Origin of the sequence: Kitasatospora sp. NPDC056076, assembly GCF_042266305.1 — a bacterium.
Classification (GTDB): Bacteria; Actinomycetota; Actinomycetes; order Streptomycetales; family Streptomycetaceae; genus Kitasatospora.
In genome coordinates this window covers 140,038-158,046 of record NZ_JBHJWG010000009.1, presented here as the reverse complement: position 1 = coordinate 158,046, position 18,009 = coordinate 140,038, and the positions used below count along the sequence as shown (strand labels likewise).

At 75.8% G+C, this 18,009-nt stretch carries 15 protein-coding genes; 6 read left to right on the top strand and 9 right to left on the bottom strand.

Going from position 1 to position 18,009, the window contains the following annotated elements:
* The first annotated feature begins 395 nt into the window (after positions 1-395).
* Positions 396-2,327: an FUSC family protein gene (locus tag ACFC1T_RS10455; protein WP_375886209.1), complete on the top strand. Its 1,932-nt coding sequence runs from the start codon at positions 396-398 to the stop codon at positions 2,325-2,327.
* Positions 2,328-2,360: 33 nt separating this feature from the next.
* Here the strand turns inward: ACFC1T_RS10455 and ACFC1T_RS10450 are convergent, their stop codons facing one another.
* Entirely contained in the window at positions 2,361-3,764 is a 1,404-nt protein-coding gene (locus ACFC1T_RS10450; protein ID WP_375886134.1) for an amidase, read from the bottom strand.
* Between the two features lie 368 nt (positions 3,765-4,132).
* On the opposite strand from ACFC1T_RS10450, the gene ACFC1T_RS10445 reads away from it, so the two are divergent.
* Both ACFC1T_RS10445 and ACFC1T_RS10440 read left to right on the top strand, forming a co-directional pair.
* Positions 4,133-5,482, top strand: coding sequence for a cytochrome P450 (locus tag ACFC1T_RS10445; protein ID WP_375886132.1), 1,350 nt, complete (start codon positions 4,133-4,135; stop codon positions 5,480-5,482).
* Between the two features lie 103 nt (positions 5,483-5,585).
* Positions 5,586-6,305 (top strand): rhomboid-like protein, encoded by a 720-nt coding sequence (locus ACFC1T_RS10440; RefSeq protein WP_375886130.1) that lies wholly within the window; start codon positions 5,586-5,588, stop codon positions 6,303-6,305.
* 84 nt (positions 6,306-6,389) lie between these two features.
* Here the strand turns inward: ACFC1T_RS10440 and ACFC1T_RS10435 are convergent, their stop codons facing one another.
* Together ACFC1T_RS10435 and ACFC1T_RS10430 are read right to left on the bottom strand one after the other, a co-directional pair.
* Complete coding sequence (locus ACFC1T_RS10435) at positions 6,390-6,971, bottom strand: DUF421 domain-containing protein (protein ID WP_375886127.1); 582 nt, start codon at positions 6,969-6,971, stop codon at positions 6,390-6,392.
* A gap of 73 nt (positions 6,972-7,044) precedes the next feature.
* Positions 7,045-7,854, bottom strand: a complete 810-nt coding sequence (locus ACFC1T_RS10430) for a LysR family substrate-binding domain-containing protein (protein WP_375886125.1) — start codon at positions 7,852-7,854, stop codon at positions 7,045-7,047.
* Positions 7,855-7,911: 57 nt separating this feature from the next.
* Between ACFC1T_RS10430 and ACFC1T_RS10425 the strand changes: the two genes are divergently transcribed.
* The 3 genes from ACFC1T_RS10425 to ACFC1T_RS10415 all read left to right on the top strand — a co-directional run bounded on the left by ACFC1T_RS10425 (position 7,912) and on the right by ACFC1T_RS10415 (position 11,355).
* Complete coding sequence (locus tag ACFC1T_RS10425; RefSeq protein WP_375886123.1) at positions 7,912-8,331, top strand: DUF5997 family protein; 420 nt, start codon at positions 7,912-7,914, stop codon at positions 8,329-8,331.
* Between the two features lie 299 nt (positions 8,332-8,630).
* Positions 8,631-10,343, top strand: coding sequence for a DUF885 family protein (locus tag ACFC1T_RS10420; RefSeq protein WP_375886121.1), 1,713 nt, complete (start codon positions 8,631-8,633; stop codon positions 10,341-10,343).
* A gap of 253 nt (positions 10,344-10,596) precedes the next feature.
* The gene (locus ACFC1T_RS10415; RefSeq protein ID WP_375886118.1) at positions 10,597-11,355 is read left to right on the top strand and encodes a hypothetical protein; all 759 of its coding nucleotides are present in this window, start codon (positions 10,597-10,599) and stop codon (positions 11,353-11,355) included.
* Positions 11,356-11,379: 24 nt separating this feature from the next.
* Here the strand turns inward: ACFC1T_RS10415 and ACFC1T_RS10410 are convergent, their stop codons facing one another.
* The 6 genes from ACFC1T_RS10410 to ftsH form a co-directional block, all read right to left on the bottom strand.
* Complete coding sequence (locus tag ACFC1T_RS10410) at positions 11,380-12,720, bottom strand: glycosyltransferase (protein WP_375886115.1); 1,341 nt, start codon at positions 12,718-12,720, stop codon at positions 11,380-11,382.
* 55 nt (positions 12,721-12,775) lie between these two features.
* Positions 12,776-13,543: an SDR family NAD(P)-dependent oxidoreductase gene (locus ACFC1T_RS10405; protein WP_375886112.1), complete on the bottom strand. Its 768-nt coding sequence runs from the start codon at positions 13,541-13,543 to the stop codon at positions 12,776-12,778.
* A gap of 3 nt (positions 13,544-13,546) precedes the next feature.
* Positions 13,547-14,014: an SAM-dependent methyltransferase gene (locus ACFC1T_RS10400; RefSeq protein WP_375886207.1), complete on the bottom strand. Its 468-nt coding sequence runs from the start codon at positions 14,012-14,014 to the stop codon at positions 13,547-13,549.
* 143 nt (positions 14,015-14,157) lie between these two features.
* Entirely contained in the window at positions 14,158-15,093 is a 936-nt protein-coding gene (locus ACFC1T_RS10395) for an ADP-ribosylglycohydrolase family protein (RefSeq protein ID WP_375886110.1), read from the bottom strand.
* The gene (gene nadE, locus ACFC1T_RS10390; protein WP_375886107.1) at positions 15,090-15,929 is read right to left on the bottom strand and encodes an ammonia-dependent NAD(+) synthetase; all 840 of its coding nucleotides are present in this window, start codon (positions 15,927-15,929) and stop codon (positions 15,090-15,092) included. The genes ACFC1T_RS10395 and nadE overlap by 4 nt, the downstream gene beginning before the upstream one ends.
* 61 nt (positions 15,930-15,990) lie before the next feature.
* Complete coding sequence (gene ftsH / locus ACFC1T_RS10385) at positions 15,991-18,000, bottom strand: ATP-dependent zinc metalloprotease FtsH (protein WP_375886104.1); 2,010 nt, start codon at positions 17,998-18,000, stop codon at positions 15,991-15,993.
* Positions 18,001-18,009 lie beyond the last annotated feature (9 nt).

Genomic DNA, 18,009 nt, shown 5'->3' with positions numbered 1-18,009 from the left:
GCGCTCCTTCTCGCCTCGGCCCCCGAGCGGCGCACAACGCCACGTCAGGGGGCCAACTCACCCGTCCGGCAAGGGCACTCACCCCACATCAGCCTGCGCCGGACCGCGCTTCCCCATACGTTGGACTAGACCAACTAATGGTGTCAACCCTTTCCCGCAGGTTACCGATTGGGAATCAGCGCAGTTCACGGCGGTTCTGGAGGTTCGCTTTATGTTTCGGAGACTGACATAAGGCCGGGTATGTTTCGAGAATTGACATAATCGCGCGGAGGTGAACCCCACGCGCCCCACATCCGTTGCGCACGTACGTTGGGTCTGTGGCACGCACCCGGCCGGCACCTCCCCGACGGACCCGTCCCCGACCGGCACGGCCCCGGCCGGCCCCGCCCGGCTGGCTGACCGCGAGCCTGCGGCCCCGGGCCGCGCCGGTCCCCTGGGCCGCGGCGGCCCGCGCCTCGGTGGCGCTCGCCGCCCCGCTCGCCGTCGGCACCGCCACCGGCCGGACCGGCTACGGCGCGCTGGTGTCGATGGGCGCGCTGTCCGGGGTGATCGGGGACACCGCCGACGCCTACCGGATGCGGGTGTTCAACATCGCCGTGCCGCAGCTGTTCGGCGCCCTCGGGGTGCTGGTCGGCACCCAGGTGTTCGGCACCGGCTGGACGGCCGTGGTGGTGCTGACGGTGGTCGCGCTGGTGTCCGGCATGATCTCCTCGATCGGCGCGGTCGCCTCCGTCTCCGGCCTGCTCCTGCTGCTGAACGCCGTGGTCGGGGCCGGCCTGCCGATGCCCTCCCCGTGGTGGCTCCCGCCCGCCCTGCTGCTGCTCGGCGGCCTGCTGGTGCTCGCGCTGACCCTGCTCGCCTGGCCCTTCCGCGGCGGCACGCCCGAGCGCGCGACGGTGGCCGACACCTACCGGGCGGTCGCCGGACTGCTGGAGGCGGCCGGCTCACCCGGCTACGAGGACCGGCGCCGGGAGCTCACCCGGGCGCTCGACCACTCCTACGACCTGCTGCTGGCCCGCCGCGCCCGCCGGCACGGCCGCTCGCCCACCCTGGTGCGCCTGCTCGCCCAGCTCAACGCGCTGATCCCGGTGGTCGAGGGCGCGTCCGCGGCCCAGCTGCGCCCGCCCGCCGAAGGTCCGCTGCCGCCCGCCTACCCGGCGGCGGTGCGCGCGCTGGCCGCCGCCGTCGAGCGGGGCCCCGGCGGCCCGTCCCCGCCGCCCGGGCCGCCCGGAGTCCTCGGACTGCCCGAACTGCCCGAGCCGCGCGGCCCCTCCACCCGGGCGCTGGCCGAGGCCATCGGGCACGCCGCCACCGTCGTGCACGAGGCCGACCCCGATCCGTACGCCGCCGACGACCGGCTCGGCCGGCCCGCCGGGCTGCGGGTACGGGCCCGCCGGACGGCCCGGGCCCTGCTGCTCTCCGGCGCGTCCTGGCGGTACGGACTGCGGCTGGCCCTGTGCATCGGGCTCGCCCAGGTGCTGGTGTCGGTGATCGCCGTGCCGCGTTCGTACTGGGTCTCGCTGACGGTGACCTTCGTGCTGAAACCGGACTTCGGCTCGGTGTTCTCCCGCGCGGTGCTGCGCGCGCTCGGGACGGCCGCCGGGCTGCTGGTCGCCGTGCCGGTGCTCGCCGAGGTGCCGCACGGCTGGTGGGACGTCCCGGTGATGGCGGCGCTCGCCACGCTGATCCCGGTACTGTCCGCGAAGGGGTACGCGTTCCAGACCGCCGCGATCACCCCGGTCATCCTGATGCTCTCCGACCTGCTCAACCACCAGGGCTTCCACCTGGTGCTGCCCCGGCTCTACGACTCGCTGATCGGCTGCGGCATCGCCCTGCTGGCCGGCTACCTGCTCTGGCCGGAGTCCTGGCACACCCGGATCGGCGACCGGCTGGCCGACGCCGTCCAGGACACCGCCTCGTACGTCTCGCTGGCCTTCACCACCGCGCCGGGCCACGACGAGCCGGCCCGGGCCCGCTACCGGCGCCGGCTCTACCGGGACCTCTCCGCGGTGCGCAGCGAGTTCCAGCGGGCGCTGACCGAGCCGCCGCCGGTCGGCGCCCGGGCGGAGGCCTGGTGGCCGCTGGTGATCGCGGTGGAGCGGATCGTGGACACCACCACCGCCACCCGGGTGCGGGTCGAGCACGGGGCCCCGGCGCCGACCCCGGCCGAGGTGGGCGCCGTCGCCCGGGAGCTGACCGACCTCGCCGAGGCGCTGCGCACCGGCGCGCCGCTGCCCCCGGGCGACCCGGACCCGCCGGCGCCGGACTGCGCGCTGGCCCGGCTGCACCACGAGGTGCACGCGGCCCGGGCGGTCGCGGCCCCCTGACCGGCCCGCCGCGGCGCGGCGGGCCGGGGCCGGTCAGTCCTGGATCCGCCGCCAGGGCCGGTCCGCCTCCAGCTCGTAGGCCAGCTCCAGCAGCAGCCGCTCCTGCCCGTGCGCGGCCGACAGGTGCACCCCGATCGGCAGGCCGCCCGGCGCCGCCCCGGCGGGCAGCGCGATGCCCGGGCCGCCGGTCACGTTGTTGACCGGGGTGAAGGCGACGTAGCGCAGCAGCCGGTCGACCAGCTCGTCGAAGGCCACGTTGGGGCTGAGGTGGCCGATCGGCGGGGCGGTGTGGGCGAGCACCGGGGAGAGGATCGCGTCGTGCTCGCGGAAGATCCCCGCGTACACGGCCTCGGCCCGGCGCAGTCGGCGCAGTACGCCCGGGGTGCGCCGGAACTCCGCCCGGAAGCCGTTGCGCAGCCCGGTGGTGAGCCCGTCCAGCTTCCCGGCCCGGAAGCTCGGGTCGAGCAGCACCCGGCCGGTGAGCGCGATCACCCAGGCGATGTAGCCCCAGTACGCCAGGAAGTCGCGGGAGAACTCCTCGCCGAAGGGCAGGGTGGTGGGCACCACCCGGTGCCCCATCGCCTCCAGTCGGGCGGCGGTCTCCTCGACCACCCGGCGGGTCGCCTCGTCGGTCTTGGCGGTGGGCGAGTCGACCACCAGCCCGATCCGCAGCCGGCGCCCGCCGGGGCCCTCGACCAGGCCGAGCGGGGGCAGCCGGGGGTTGCAGTGGTGGCGTTCGGCGGCGGCGAAGAAGGCGGCGGTGTCGCGCACCGTACGGGTCAGCACCCCGTCGGTGACCAGGTCGATCGGCAGTTTGCCGCCCTGGGCGTTGGTGACCAGCCGGCCGCGGGTGGGCTTGAGGCCGACCAGGCCGCAGCAGGCCGCCGGGATGCGGATCGAGCCGCCGCCGTCGTTGGCGTGGGCGATCGGCACCACTCCGGCGGCGACCAGCGCGGCCGCGCCGCCGGAGGAGGCGCCGGGCGAGTGGGAGGTCTTCCAGGGGTTGCGCACCGGCTGGGCGGTGGCGAACTCGGTGGAGGCGTTCAGGCCGAACTCGGGCAGCCGGGTCTTGCCGAGCACGGCCAGGCCGGTGGACAGCAGCTGGTCGGCGAAGGGCGCGTTGCGGCGGGCCGGGCGGGCGCGGAAGGCCTCGCTGCCCATGCCGGTCGGCAGGCCGCGCAGGTCGACGTTGTCCTTGAGGTAGGTCGGCACGCCCCAGAGCGGGCCGTCGATGCCCGCCCGGCTGATCCGGGGCCGGTCGTGGGCGGCGTGGGCGACGGGCAGCAGCGCGGCGTCGATCCGCCCGGCGCGGGCGACGGCGGCCGCGACCAGCTCCCGGGGGTGGGCCGCACCGGCCCGGACCAGGGCGGCCAGTGCCACGGCGTCGTGTGCGCCGAGGGCGTCGTCGGTGAACGCGTGGGCCCGCTCGTCGGCCATCCCAACTCCCTACCGGTAGTACCGAACTGACTGGCGGTACCAGCCGGTAGTACCAGCCGGTAATAGTGCGGAGCTCGCAGTGTAGGCGCGCGGCACCACGCGCGGAAACCCCCTGCGCCCGCCCCCGGAACCGCCGTCCGGGCCTCCGCCGGTCCCACCCCCGCCCCGAGCGTCGACCGGGCCGCACCGGGCTGTCGGCCGGGCTCGGCGCCGGGCTCGGCACCGGAACGTCAAGGCCGCCCCGGCGCACGGGCGTTCGGCCTGCGCCCCCGCGTTCACCCCACCCGCCGTTCGCGGACCGTTTCACCGGCGGCCGCCGGGAAAGATCACCGACGCCCGACCGACCCGCCCTCCCCTAGGTGACGCCCGTGCCCACCCAGTACCGCCCCACCGCCCGCTACACCTCGGCCACCGCCCCCGGCGCGCTCCCCCTGCTCGGCCACGCCCCCGCCCTGCTCCGCAACCCGCCCGACTTCGTGGCCGGCCTGGCCGCCCACGGCGACCTCGTCCGGATCCGGCTCGGCCCGCTCACCGCGTACGTCGTCTGCCACCCCGACCTGGTGCGCCGCCTGCTCACCGAGGACCGCACCTACGACAAGGGCGGCATCGTCGTCGAGAAGGCCCGCGAGGCCTTCGGCAACGGCCTCGCCACCTGCCCCGCCGCCGACCACCGGCGCCAGCGCCGGATGCTCCAGCCCGCGTTCCACCGCGACCGGCTGCCCGGCTACGCCGCCCTGATGGCCGAGGAGATCGCCGCCACCACCGGCGGCTGGCGCGACGGCGACGTGGTCGACGTGCCCGCCGCGATGTACCGCCTCTCCACCGCCGTCACCGCCCGCTGCCTGTTCGCCGCCCACGAACGGGCCGGCTCGCTGCCCGTCCACGCCGCCATGGACCAGGTCGCCCGCGGGGTCGCCCGGCGGATGGTGCTGCCGCTGCCTGGCGCCGACCGCGTCCCCACCCCCGGCAACCGCCGCTTCGCCCGCGCCCGGCGGGACCTCCGGGAGATCACCGACCGCCTGATCGCCGACTACCGCGCCGCCGGCACCGACCACCACGACCTGCTCTCGATGCTGCTCGGCGCCCGCGACGAGGACGGGCGGGGCCTGTCCGACGACGAGGTCCACGACCAGGTGGTCACCTTCCTGCTGGCCGGCATGGAGACCACCGCCGCCACCCTCTCCTGGGCCTGGACCCTGCTCGCCGCCAACCCCGCCGTCCGCGAGCGCCTGCACACCGAGCTCGTCACCGTCCTCGACGGCCGCCCCGCCCGCCACCAGGACCTGCCCGCCCTGCCGCTCACCGCCCGGATCGTCAGCGAGACCCTGCGGCTCCACCCGCCGGCCTGGATCCTCAGCCGCACCACCACCACCGCCACCGAGCTCGGCGGCCACCCCCTCCCGGCCGGCGCCACCGTCCTGTACAGCCCGTACCTGCTGCACCGCCGGGCCGACCTCTTCCCCTGCCCCGACCGCTTCGACCCCGACCGCTGGCTCACCACCGCCCGCCCGGCCCCCGGCATCTACACCCCCTTCGGCCTCGGCGCCCGCCGCTGCATCGGCGAGGCCTTCGGCAGCACCGAGGCCGCCCTCGCGCTGGCCGGCATCGCCGCCCACTGGACCGTGACCCCCACCCCCGGCAGGCCCGTCCGCCCCCAGCGCAGCGCCTCGCTCTCCCCCCGCCCGTTCACCGCCACGCTCGCCCGCCGGATCCGCTGAGGGCCCCGCGAGCATCCGGCAGCGCGGTTCGGTACTGTCCCGAAGAGGCCGGCCGCATCCGGGCCGGCCGGGACCAGCCGCTCGACCGGGACACCATCAGAACATGAACGCTCGACCCCCGTTGGGGCTCCTCAGCACGCTGCTGCGCGCCGTCCGCACGTACCCGCGGCGCTCACCGCTGACCTTCGTCTACGTCGCGCTGCTGCTCCTCGGGCACGCCTGGGTCGAGTACGGGCTGACCGAGGAGCAGGCCGACGACCTCCGGGCCTACATCAGCACCAACCTGGACAACCTGCACGACCATCCCGTCCGCGCCCTGGCCGGCAGCGCCCTGCTGTACGACGGCACGCTCACCGACATCACCTCCACCGGCTTCGGCGGCACCCTGATCACCCTGGGCCTCGGGATCGTCGTCGGCCTGGCCTGGGCCGAGCGCCGCTTCGGCACGCCCCGCGCCGCCGCCGTCTTCCTCGCCGGGCACGTCGGGGCGACCCTGGTCACCGCCCTGGTGATCCTCTTCGCCCTGCACCAGGGCTGGTACCCGGAGAGCGTCCGGGCGGCCTCCGACTACGGCATCAGCTACGGCGCCCAGGGCGCCCTCGCCTTCGCCACCCTCGCCCTGCCCCGCTGGGCCCGACTGCCCTGGGCCGCCTTCGTGCTCGCCTGGCCGCTCACCGGCGACGAGGAGTGGCCGGGCCCCCTGCCCGAGTTCACCACCGTCGGCCACCTCCTCGCCGCCGCGCTCGGCTTCGCCCTGGCCGCCGCCACCGCCCGCGGCCGACGCCGCGCCACCGCCCCGGCCGCCGCCCGCTCCGGCGGCTGACCGCCCCCTGGGCGGGGCCGGGGGCGGCCCGGGTCCGTCGGCCCGCCGCCTGCGGCCCGCAGGCGGGAGGCGGCAGGCGGGTGGTCAGCGCGGCGGGCGGCGCTCCTCGGCGAGCGTGGTCAGCAGCCGCTCGATCGCCGCCAGCCGCTCCCGCAGCTCGTCGACGTCGCCCTTGGTCGCGCTCCGCTCGGCCTCCCGCAGGGTGACCAGCAGCTGCCCGTCCGGCTCCAGCCGGGCCCGCGCCACGTCGCTCACGTCGTCACCGTTCTGCACCCGGATCGCGTGTTCCAGCTCGGACGGGCGCAGCGCCAGTTCGCGCAGCGCGCCGGGCACCAGCGCGCCGTCGCGGACCACCGTGGTGGGCGCCCCCTCCAGGAGCCGCGCGGCCCGCGGATCGCGGGCCAGCCAGCGGGTCACCCCGGCGTTCACCGCGATCAGGGTGACGGCGCCGATCGCGCCGCCCAGCAGGCTGTTGTCGTTGCCGATGATCGCGTTCTGCACCACGTTGGAGAGCAGGAACACGACCACCATGTCGAAGGTGTTCAGCCCCGCCAGCCCGCGCTTCCCGGCCACCCGGAACAGCACCAGGATCAGCACGTAGACGGCGATCGTCCGGAGGACCTTCTCCACGATCGGAATCTGGACGACCACCAGGTCATGCCACACGGCCCCGCTCCTCCCACCAGGACGCTCCGGAACGGCCGTCCGGAACGGGGCCGACGCTACTCCCGCGCAGCGGTCAGGAGCGCCGCTTCGGCTTACCGCGCCGGGCCGCGGCCGGGCCGCCCCGGCCCTTCTGCGCGCCGGTCCGCTGGCCGCCCGCCTTCTGCGCACCCGTCTTCTGGCCGCCGGCCTTCTGCTGCTGCGGCTTCCGCGGCGCCGCCGCCTTCTTCGGCCGGCTCTCCGCCGGGGCGTCGGCCGGCTGTCCGGCCCCGCGGCCGCGCGAGCTGTTGACGGTGCGCCCCCGGACGATCCCGATGAACTCCTCCACCAGGTCCGTGGTCCGCTCCTGCGGCCAGGACAGCGCGACCTGCGACTGCGGCGCCTCCGGCACCGTCCGGTAGGTGAGGTCCCGCCGGTGGTGCAGCCGGGCCAGCGACTGGGGCACCAGCAGCACGCCGACGTTGGCCGCCACCAGCTCGACCGCGTCCGCCGTGGTGTCCGGGCGGGCGATCGCCGGGCGCCCGGGCAGGGTCCCGGCCGTGAAGCCGAGGGTGTCGTCCAGCGGGTGGAAGACCACCTCGTCGGCGAGCTCGTCGAGGGCGACCTCCTCCGCGGCGGCCAGCCAGTGGTCCTTGGGGAAGACCACCACGGTGGTCTCCGTGTACAGCGGGATCGCGCTCAGCACGTCCTTGTCGACCGGCAGCCGGACCAGTCCGGCGTCCACCGCGCCCTCGCGCAGGATCCGCTCACCGTCGGTGGAGGGCACCGCGACGAGGTCGAGCCGGACGTCCGGAAGCCGTTCGATCCACACCCGGGCCCATTTGCCGGGGGTCACGCCCGGGACGTACGCGAGCCGGAAGGGCTGGTTCACCTGCATGTCTGTCACAGGGCAAGGCTACCGACCGTGACCGGAAGCGCCCGCGCACTCCCTTACCCTTGTTCCATGACATCGCTCAAGCAGAAGACCAGCCAGACCATGAAGCCGGCCACGGCGGCCAAGAAGCTGGGGATCTACCTCGCGGCCGCGCCGACCGACTTCCAGGAGGGCGTGGTCTCCCGCGAGGAGCTCAGCGCGCTGCAGGCCGAGCCGCCGCAGTGGCTCCAGGAGCTGCGCAAGAACGGCCCGCACCCGCGCCCGGTGATCGCCGGCAAGCTCGGCATCTCCATCGCGGGCCTGGCCCGCGGCGGCGTGACCGAGGCGCTGACCACCGCCGAGGTCGACGCCCTCAAGGCCGAGAACCCGCTGTGGCTCCAGCACGAGCGCGCCAACCAGGTGGACGTCCGCAAGGAGACCGCCCGGATCAAGGCGAAGCACGAGAAGGAGGCCGCCGAGAAGGCCGCCAAGGAGGCCCAGGGCAGCTGAGCCCCTCCGGGGGCCGGCCACCGGACCCCCTCGCTCCACCGGTGCCGGCGTTCGTCCAGGGAGGACGGACGCCGGCACCGTCATGCCCGCTGCCCCCGGTACCCGGCGCCCTGTGCCCGCTGCCCGGTACCTGCGGGCCTGCCGAAGACGCCGTCCCCGGTGGCGCGTTCACCGTCGGTGCCCCGAACTGCTCTCCCCCGGTGCGTATTGACCGCGCCGCGGCCGACTCCGAATAATCGGCCCGATCGGGCCCTCAGGGAACCCGTGTCGCACTGCCCCCACCGGACCCGGGAGCGACCATGACCGAGCAGCCGAACGACACGTCCCACCGAGCCGTCCCCGCCCACCACACCGAACTGGCCGCCCTCGCGGACGAGTTCTTCGCCGCCGAGAACGGCCACGACCCCTTCGAGGCCACCCTCTCCGGCACCGAGGGCTACGCCCACGAGGTGCCCGACCCGTCCCGCGCGGCCGCCCTGCGCCACCGCGAGGTGCTCCGCGGCCTGGCCGCCCGGCTGGCCGCCGTCCCGCTGGACGGACTGGTCGGCGAGGACCGCACCACCCACCGGGTGCTCGCCCGGCTGATCGACGACAACGACGGCCGGATCACCCACGGACTCGCCGAGGTCAGCGTCTCCGCGACCATCGTCGCCCCGCACAACACGGTCTTCACCTCGCTCGCCATGACCGCCGTCGACCACGAGGGCACCGACGCCTACCTGGAGCGGCTGGCCGGCCTGCCCGGCTACTTCGACGCCGTCCTGCGCCGCAGCCTGGACGCCGCCGCCGAGGGCCGCCACCCGCTGCGCAGCGGTGTGGACGCCGCCATCACCCAGCTGGACGGCTACCTGGCCGCCGACCCGACCGCCGACCAGCTGCTGCGTCCGCTCCAGGGCCGCCGGGAGTTCGAGCGGGCCCGGGCCATCGTCCGCGAGGGCGTGCGCCCGGCCGTGGCCCGCTACCGGGCCGGGCTGGCCCAGCGGCTGGCACCGGCCGCCCGCCCGGACGCCGAGGCCGGGGTCTGCTACGTGCCCGGCGGCGACGAGGGCTACGCGGACGCCGTCGGCCGCTTCACCCGGCCGGGGCTGGGCCCGGAGGAGGTGCACCGGATCGGCCTGGAGACGGTGGCGGCGCTGCGCGAGGAGTTCGGCGAGCTGGGCGCCCGGGTGCTCGGCATCAGCGGCACCGACGAGGTGCTGACCGCGCTGCGCGAGGACCGCTCGCTGCGCTTCACCAGCGCGGCCGAGATGGTCGCCCTGGTGGACGGCGCCCTGGACCGGGCCCGGCGCGCCTCCACCGACTGGTTCCGCCCGTACCCGATCGCCGACTGCGTGACCCGGGAGATCGACCCGCTGGAGGCGGAGACCGCGCCGCTGGCCTACTACCAGCCGCCGGGGCCGGGCGGACTTCCCGGCACCCACTGGATCAACACGCTGAACCCCGGGAGCCGGTTCAGCTACGAGTACGAGGCGATCGCCTTCCACGAGAGCGTGCCCGGCCACCACCTGCAGCTCGCGCTCGCCCGCACCCTGCACCACCTGCCGGAGTTCCGGCAGCGGCCGAACGGCCAGCTGACCGCGCACGTCGAGGGCTGGGGCCTGTACACCGAGCGGCTGGCCGACGAGATGGGCCTGTACGGCTCGGAGCTGTCCCGCTTCGGCATGCTGTCGATGGACGCGCTGCGCGCGGTGCGCCTGGTGGTGGACACCGGGCTGCACCACTACGGCTGGTCCCGGGAGCGGGCGATGGCCTACCTGCGGGACAACACGGCCACCCCGGAGGCCAACGTCCGCAACGAGATCGACCGCTACATCGCCTGGCCGGGCCAGGCCACCGCGTACCTGATCGGGCGTCGGGAGATCGTCCGGCACCGCGAGCGGGCCCGGGCCGAGCTCGGCGGGCTCTTCGACGTGCGGGAGTTCCACCACGAGGTGATCGGGCACGGCAGCCTGCCGCTGGGCGTGCTGGAGGACCTGATCAGCGACTGGATCGCGGCGCTGCGGTCGGTCTGACGGTCCCACCGGCCCCGGTCCCGGTGCCACCCGCCCCGGGTGCCCTCGCCGGGGCCGGGCCGGGGCCGGGCGGTGGCAGGCCCGTCGACGCGTCAGGAGTGCGAAAACGATTCCGCGCGCCCGCCGCCGTCCTCCCGCGCCGGACGTGGCGTCACCCCTTCGGCCCCCTCCACACGGTAGTGTCCGCTGGCGCGGCCCCCGGCACCTTCGTCGGCCGGCCGCCCGTGCCACCGCAACGACCTGGAGGAACTCCGTGCCGGCACCCGCCCGAGGCGCCCTCGCCATAGCCGCGGCCGTCCTGCTCGCCGCCGCCGCAGGCTGCTCGTCCGGCGGCGGCCACACCGCCAAGGACGGCTCCGGCGGCAAGGCCTCCGCCCACAGCAGCAGCGCCCACGGCTCCGCCCCGGCGGCCGCCGGGGACGCCGCCCAGCCCGTCCCGGCCGCGATCGTGACCGGCCCCGGGCCGAAGAGCTCCTACGACGCCCAGCCGCAGCCCGCGGCGGGCAGCTGCCACTACCGCTACACGGCGGACAAGCAGCCGCTGCCCGACCCGAACTGCACCCCGGGCGCGATCAGCCCCGCGGTCAACCAGGGCACCATCAACGACACCATCTGCAAGCCGGGCGGCTACACCTCGACCATCCGCCCGCCGGTGAACGTCACCGGCAAGGAGAAGGCCGAGAACGCCAAGTCCTACGGCTACACCGGCCCGATGGGCGACGCCGAGTACGACCACCTGATCAGCCTCCAGCTCGGCGGCGACCCCAACGACCCGCGCAACCTGTGGGTCCAGCCGCCCTCCCCCGGCCACGTCCCGGGCAAGGGTCCGAACAACCCCAAGGACTCGGTGGAGACCCACCTCCACACCGCGATCTGCAAGGGCCAGGTCACCCTGGCCGCCGCCCAGCAGGCGATCGCCACCGACTGGACGACGGCCGAGGCCAAGCTCGGCATCAGCAAGGGCGGGGCCGCCGCCACGCCCACCACGGAGCCGGACGCCGACGGGGACTGACCAGCCCGGCGCGAGTCGACCGGTTCAGAGCGAGTCGACCAGCTCGGCGATGGTGTCGAACGGCCGGTACTCCGCGAACTCCGCGCCCAGCGCGCGGGCCCGTTCGCGGAACCGGCCCTCGGCGAGCACCTGCTCCACCGCCCGGCCGACCGCCTCCGGGGCCGGGCGGCCGGTGCGCAGGTCCAGCCCCACGCCGGCCCACTGCACCCGGGCCGCGACCTCCGGCTTGTCCTCGCTCGCCCCGGCCACCACCACCGGCACCCCGTACCGCAGCGCGGTCTGCACCCCGCCGTAGCCGCCGTTGCTCACCAGCACGTCGGTGTGCGGCAGCAGCCGGTCGAACGGCACGTACCCGGCGGCCCGGACGTTCTCCGGCAGCCGGCCGCCCAGCAGTTCGGCCAGCTCCGCCGGCCCGTCCGGGCGGACGGTGGCGGCCACCACCAGCACGTCCCGGTCCGCCAGCGCGCGGACCGTCGGGGCGACCAGCTCGCCCAGGTCGTCGTTGGCCAGCGTCCCCTGGGTCACCACGACGACCGGCCGCTCACCGGTCAGCTCCGCCCACCACCCGGGCAGCGGCTGCTCCTCGCCGACGTTGCCCGGCAGCGCGCCGATCAGCCGGTACGAGGCGGGCGCGTCGGAGCGCGGGTACTCGAAGCCCGGCACGGTCAGCTGGAGGTACGCGTCCGGCACCGTCACCTGGGCCAGCCCGCGCGGCCCCTCCGGCAGCTGGACGCCCGCCTCCGCGAACACCTTCTCCGCGTACCGCTGCAAGGGCTCGCCGCGCCGGTCCACCTCCTCCCGCAGGGAGCGGTTGCGGATCCGGCCCTCCTCCCCCGGCAGCGGCGGCAGCGCCAGCCCGAACGGCGCGGTGTCCGCGCTCGGCAGCATCGCCGGGGTGGTCCCGACCCCGATCAGCGCCGGGCGCTGCGCCCTCGGACGGGCGAGCGCCAGCGGCAGCACGCCCTGGACGAAGGCGTCCGCGACGACGGCGTCGGCCGGGAACTGCGCCAACAGCGCGAGCAGGGCCCGGTACTGGTGGGGCACCGGGTCGAGGAAGACGTGCCGCACGTCGAAGGCGATCCGCTCCGGGCCGGGCGCCAGCTCCGCCCGGCCCGGGAAGGAGCCGTCGAGGTCGCGGTCGTCCCAGTCGGCCTCGGCGGGCAGCGCGGCGAAGCGCACCCCGGCCCGCCCGGCCGCCTCCGCGAAGCGCGAGCCGCCCAGGAAGACCACCTCGTGGCCGCGCGCGGCGAGGTCGGCGGAGATGGCCAGCAGCGGGCTGACGTGCCCGTGCGCGGGCAGGGCGGTGGTGATGATCCTGGACAGCGGAGACTCCTGTGGTCGGGCCCGGTTCGTACGAGCACTCACCGTAGGCAGCGGCGGTAGACGTCCGATGAACGGCTCGTCCGCCCGGCGGAGCCGCTCATCGGCCCAGCACCGCGCCCCCGTTCAGCCCGATCACCTGCCCGGTGAGGTAGCCGGCCGCCGGCGAGGCGATGTAGGCCACCGCCTCGGCCACGTCCTCGGGCGTGCCGGCCCGGCCGACCAGGGTGTCGGCGACCTTCCGGGCGTGGAACTCCTCGTTCCGGTCCGCCCCGAAGATCTCGGTGTCCGCCACGTAGCCCGGGGCCAGCACGTTCACCGTGATCCCGTCCGGCCCCAACTGCCGGGCCAGGCCGAACGCCCAGCCGTGCAGCGCCGCCTTCGCGGCCGCGTACGAGCCCGCCGAGTGCGGGCCCGCGCCACCGCGCTGGGCGGCCGCCGAACTGATCACCACCAGGCGGCCGCCGGGCCGGCGCAGCACCCCCTGGAGCGCGGTGGTCAGCAGCACGGCGGTCAGCAGATTGGTGTCCAGGTCCCGCCGCCAGGAGGCGGCCAGCGCGGCCAGGCCGTCGTCCTCGGGCGGGGTGATGATCGCACCCGCGTTGTTCACCAGCACGTCCACCGGACCGAGTTCGGCGATCCGGGCGGCCACCCGCTCGACCGCCGCCGGATCCGCCAGGTCACCCGCCAACGGCACCACGGCCCCCGGCCCGGCGGTGCGCTCGATCTCCGCCCGGGCCTCCTCCAGCACGGCCGCCCGACGCCCCAGGACCACCACCCGGCACCCGTCCCCGGCCAGCCGGGCGGCGATCGCCCGCCCGATCCCCGTCCCGCCGCCGGACACCACCGCGAGCCGCTGCTCCGTCATCGCTCAGGCCTCGCCGTCGTAGTAGGCGCGCATCAGCTCGGTCGACCACGCGGGCTGCCGGAGCCCACCGCGCGGGCCGAACTCGGCCAGGTACGGCTTGATGTCGAGCACCGGCGTGCCCGCCACCGCGTCCAGGCCGGTGACGTGCAGGTCCAGTCCGTCCACCCGGACGAGCTCGCAGCGCGAGACCCCGAGCCGGTTGGGCCGGTTCTTCCCGCGCTGGGCGAAGATCCCCACCAACGGCCAGTCGGTGTTGCCGCGCGGGTGCCGGGCGCCGGTCTCGACCTCTCCCTCCGGGACCCGGTCGAAGCGGTAGACCACCTCCAGGTGCGAGAAGTCCGCCAGCCCGTACAGCGCCTCCTCGGTGAACTGCCCGGCGTCCAGCCGGATCACCGCCGCGACACCGCCCCACCCGTCGTCCCGCACGTCCTCCCGGCCACCCACCACCCGGGCCACCGGACGCACCGTCATGTCAGCCATGCCGTCTCCCCCTTCGACGTCGAACCGTTCCACGACGTACGGTAGCGAGCCGCACGCCGGAACGATCAAGGGGGCCGGAGGCAGCCCTGTTCGCCACCCCGGCCGGCCACCGCAGCCGCCCCGCACCCCGAGGCTCAGCCCGCCAGCCGCGCCGCCATCGCGATCAGATCGGGCGCCCGCAGCACCCGGCCGCCGGAGCCCGGCAGGGGCACGTGCAGCGGCTCGGTCCAGCGGGTCGGGATGGCCGCGAGCCCGTAGCGGGCCCCGGCCAGGCCGCCGGTGACGGCCGCGACGGTGTCGGTGTCGCCGCCGAGGTCGACGGCGGCGTGGACGGCCGCCTCGAAGCCGTCGGTGGTGCGCAGGGCCCAGACGGCCGAGCCGAGGCAGGGCCAGACCGCGCCGTTGGGCTCGGTGGCCCGGTCGGGGTGCCAGTCCGGGGCCAGGACGGTGGCGTAGCGCTCACGGTCGTCCGGGTCCACGGCGGCCAGCACGGTGGGGAGTTCGGCGAGCGGGTCGGTGCCGTCGAGGGCGAGCCGGACCAGCTCGTGGAAGACCGCGGTGCCCTCCCAGGCGGCCCGGTCGCCGTGGGTGAGCGCGGCGATCCGCCGGGCGGCGGCCATGGTGGCCTCCCGCCCGGCGCCGGCGAAGGCGACGGCGGAGGTGGCCGCCCGCATCAGCGAACCGTTGCCCGCGGCGCGCAGGGTGGTGTTGAAGTGGACGGCGGCCGCGAGGTCCCAGGCGTAGCCGTTGGTGAGGACGGACTCGGTCTGGATGCCGATGTCCTTGGGCTCGGCGGCGGCCCAACGGCGGAACCGGTCGAAGATGTCCGGGAGGTCCAACCCACCCCGTTCGAGCAGGGATTCGGCGACCAGGACAGCCATCTGGGTGTCGTCGGTGGCCTCGCCGAGGTCCCAGCCGCCGCCCGCGACCAGCTCCGCACTACCGAGCGGGAAGCGGGCGCTCAGCGCGCCGGCCGGGCCGAACTCGTACGGTGCGCCGAGGGCGTCGCCCACGGCCGCGCCGAGGACCACCCCGGCCGCGCGTCCCGCGCGCCCGTCCGGGTCGGTCACGCCTGGCCCGGGGTGATCGGCAGGGCGCGCTTGTGCTCGGTGCGGCGGTAGTGGCCGAGGACGGTGTCGAAGACCTGCTCGCTGACCGGGCGGCCCTCCAGGAAGTCGTCCAGGTCGCCGTACTCGACGCCGAGGGCGTCCTCGTCGGCCTTGCCGGGGGCGAGGTCCTCCAGGTCTGCGGTGGGGACCTTGCCGACCAGCTCCTCGGGTGCGCCCAAGTGGGCCGCCACCGCGCGGACCTGACGCTTCGTCAGGCCGGAGAGCGGCATCACGTCGGCCGCGCCGTCGCCGAACTTGGTGAAGAAGCCGACGGCCGCCTCGGCCGCGTGGTCGGTGCCGACCACCAGGCCGCCGCTCGCCCCCGCGGCCGCGTACTGGACGACCATCCGCTGGCGGGCCTTGACGTTGCCGCGCACGAAGTCCTCGTGGGCGTGGTCGCGGAAGGTGACGCCCGCCGTCAGCAGGGCGTCGAAGGCGGCGTCGGTCGCGGGCTTGACGTCGACCGTCAGCACCTCGTCGGCCCGGATGAAGTCGAGGGCCCGCTGGGCGTCCGCCTCGTCCGCCTGGACGCCGTACGGCAGCCGCATGGCCGTGAAGGCCACCTGGTGCCCCTCGGCGCGCAGCCGCTCGACGGCGAGCTGGCAGAGCCGCCCGGTGGTGGTGGAGTCCACGCCGCCGCTGATCCCCAGCACCAGGGTGCGGGCGCCCGAGGCCCGCAGCTGGTCGGCGAGGAAGGCGATCCGGCGCTCGGCCTCCTTCGCGGGGTCGGTGACGGGCACCACTCCGAGGGCCAGGGCGATCTCGCGCTGGACGTCCGCGGGCAGGGTTTCGGTCATGGTCGGGCTCCTTCGGATCGGTACCACGCCATCATCCACCCCGGCCGCACCGCCCCCCGCCTCAGGGTGCCGTCCCCGCGCCCCCGCTCCCGTCCGCCCCGGGCGTCCCCGGCGCCGGGTGCCGCAGGATGTCGAGCACCAGGGTGCCGTCCACCGTCTCCTGGGCGACCAGCAGCGCCGCCAACTCGTCCAGGTGGTGCCGGTGTTCGCGCAGCAGCCCGAGGGCCCGCCGCTCGGCGCCGCGCAGCAGCCCGGCCACCGCCTCGTCCACCGCGCGCTGGGTCTGCTCGGAGTACGGGCGGCGCAGCAGGTCGTCGGGGTGCTCGCCGAGGTACTGCGGGGAGCCGCTGGAGTAGCCGACCGGGCCGAGGTCCGGGGAGAGGCCGAACTCGCGGACCATCCGGGTGGCCACCGAGGTGGCGTTGGCGAGGTCGTTGGCGGCGCCGGTGGAGCCCTCGCCGAAGACCACCAGTTCGGCGGCGCGCCCGCCGAGCTGCACGGCGAGCAGGTCGTTCAGGTAGCTCTCGCTGTACAGGTGCCGTTCCGCCTCGGGGAGTTGCTCGGTGGCGCCGAGGGCGACCCCGGCCGGGAGGATGGTCACCTTGGCGACCGGGTCGGCGTGCTCGCACAGCGCGGCCATCAGCGCGTGCCCGGACTCGTGGACGGCGACGGAGTGCCGCTCCTCGGGCAGCAGCGCGTTGGAGGACTCCCGGCGGCCCAGCAGCACCCGGTCACGGGCGTCGTCGAGGTCCGCGGCGGTGAGGGTGGACCGGTCGGCGCGCACGGCGTTGATGGCGGCCTCGTTGACCAGGTTGGCGAGGTCGGCTCCGGAGAAGCCGGGGGTGCCGCGGGCGATCCGGTCCAGGTCGGTGTCCGGGGCGAGGGTCTTGCCGCGGGTGTGCACGGCGAGGATGGCCGCCCGCTCGGCCTGGTTGGGCAGCGGCACGACGACCTGCCGGTCGAAGCGGCCGGGGCGCAGCAGGGCCGGGTCGAGGGCGTCCGGCCGGTTGGTGGCGGCGATGACGACGATGCCGGTGCTCTGGTCGAAGCCGTCCATCTCGGAGAGCAGCTGGTTGAGGGTCTGCTCGCGTTCGTCGTTGCCGCCGATCCGGGTGCCGCCCGCGCGGCGCCCGCCGACGGCGTCGATCTCGTCGATGAAGACGATGGACGGTGCGCGCTTGCGGGCCTCGTCGAACAGGTCGCGGACCCGGGAGGCGCCGACGCCGACGAACATCTCGACGAAACCGGAGCCGGTGACGGACAGGAAGGGCACCGAGGCCTCGCCGGCGACCGCCCGGGCGAGCAGCGTCTTGCCGGTGCCCGGCGGGCCGACCATGATCACTCCGCGCGGCCCCTTGGCCCCGGCGGCGGCGTAGCGCTCCGGGCTGCGCAGGTAGTCGACCACCTCGCTGACCTCCTGCTTCACCCCCTCGTACCCGGCGACGTCGGCGAAGCCGGTGGCGGGCCGCTCGGCCTCGATGATCTTCGCCCGGGAGCGGCCGATGGCGCTGAGCCCGCCGCCGAGCGACCGCGCGGCCAGCCGGCCGGACCAGAGGAACAGCCCGCCGAAGAGCAGCAGCGGCAGGAACAGCAGCAGGGTCGACCAGATCGAGCTGCCGCCGGACCGGCTGCCGGTGACGTTCACGTGCTGGTCGGAGAGCGCCTTGCCGAGCTGGGAGGTGTCCAGGGCGGTCGGGATCTGGCTGGTGAACCGGGTGCCGTCCTTGAGGGTGCCGGACACGCCGCCGGTGTCGCTGACGTCCACGGTCTGCACCTGGCCGGCGTCGACCCGGTTGAGCAGGTCGGTGTAGCCGTAGCGGGGGCCGGTCGGGGCGGGCTTGGCCAGCAGCACCAGGAGCAGCAGGGTCAGCAGCACGGCGACCGGCAGCAGCCAGCGCCGCAGCGCGGGCGGGGGCGGCTTGGGCGGGGTGCCGCCGGGGCCCTGCCCCGGTCCGCGACCGGGGCCGGGGCCTCGGCCCGGGCCGCCCCAGCCGCCGGGGCCCGGGCCCTTGCCGCCGCCGGGCGGGGTCGCGGCGTGGCGGGCGGCACCCGGGCGCGTTCGGACGATCATCCACGCTCA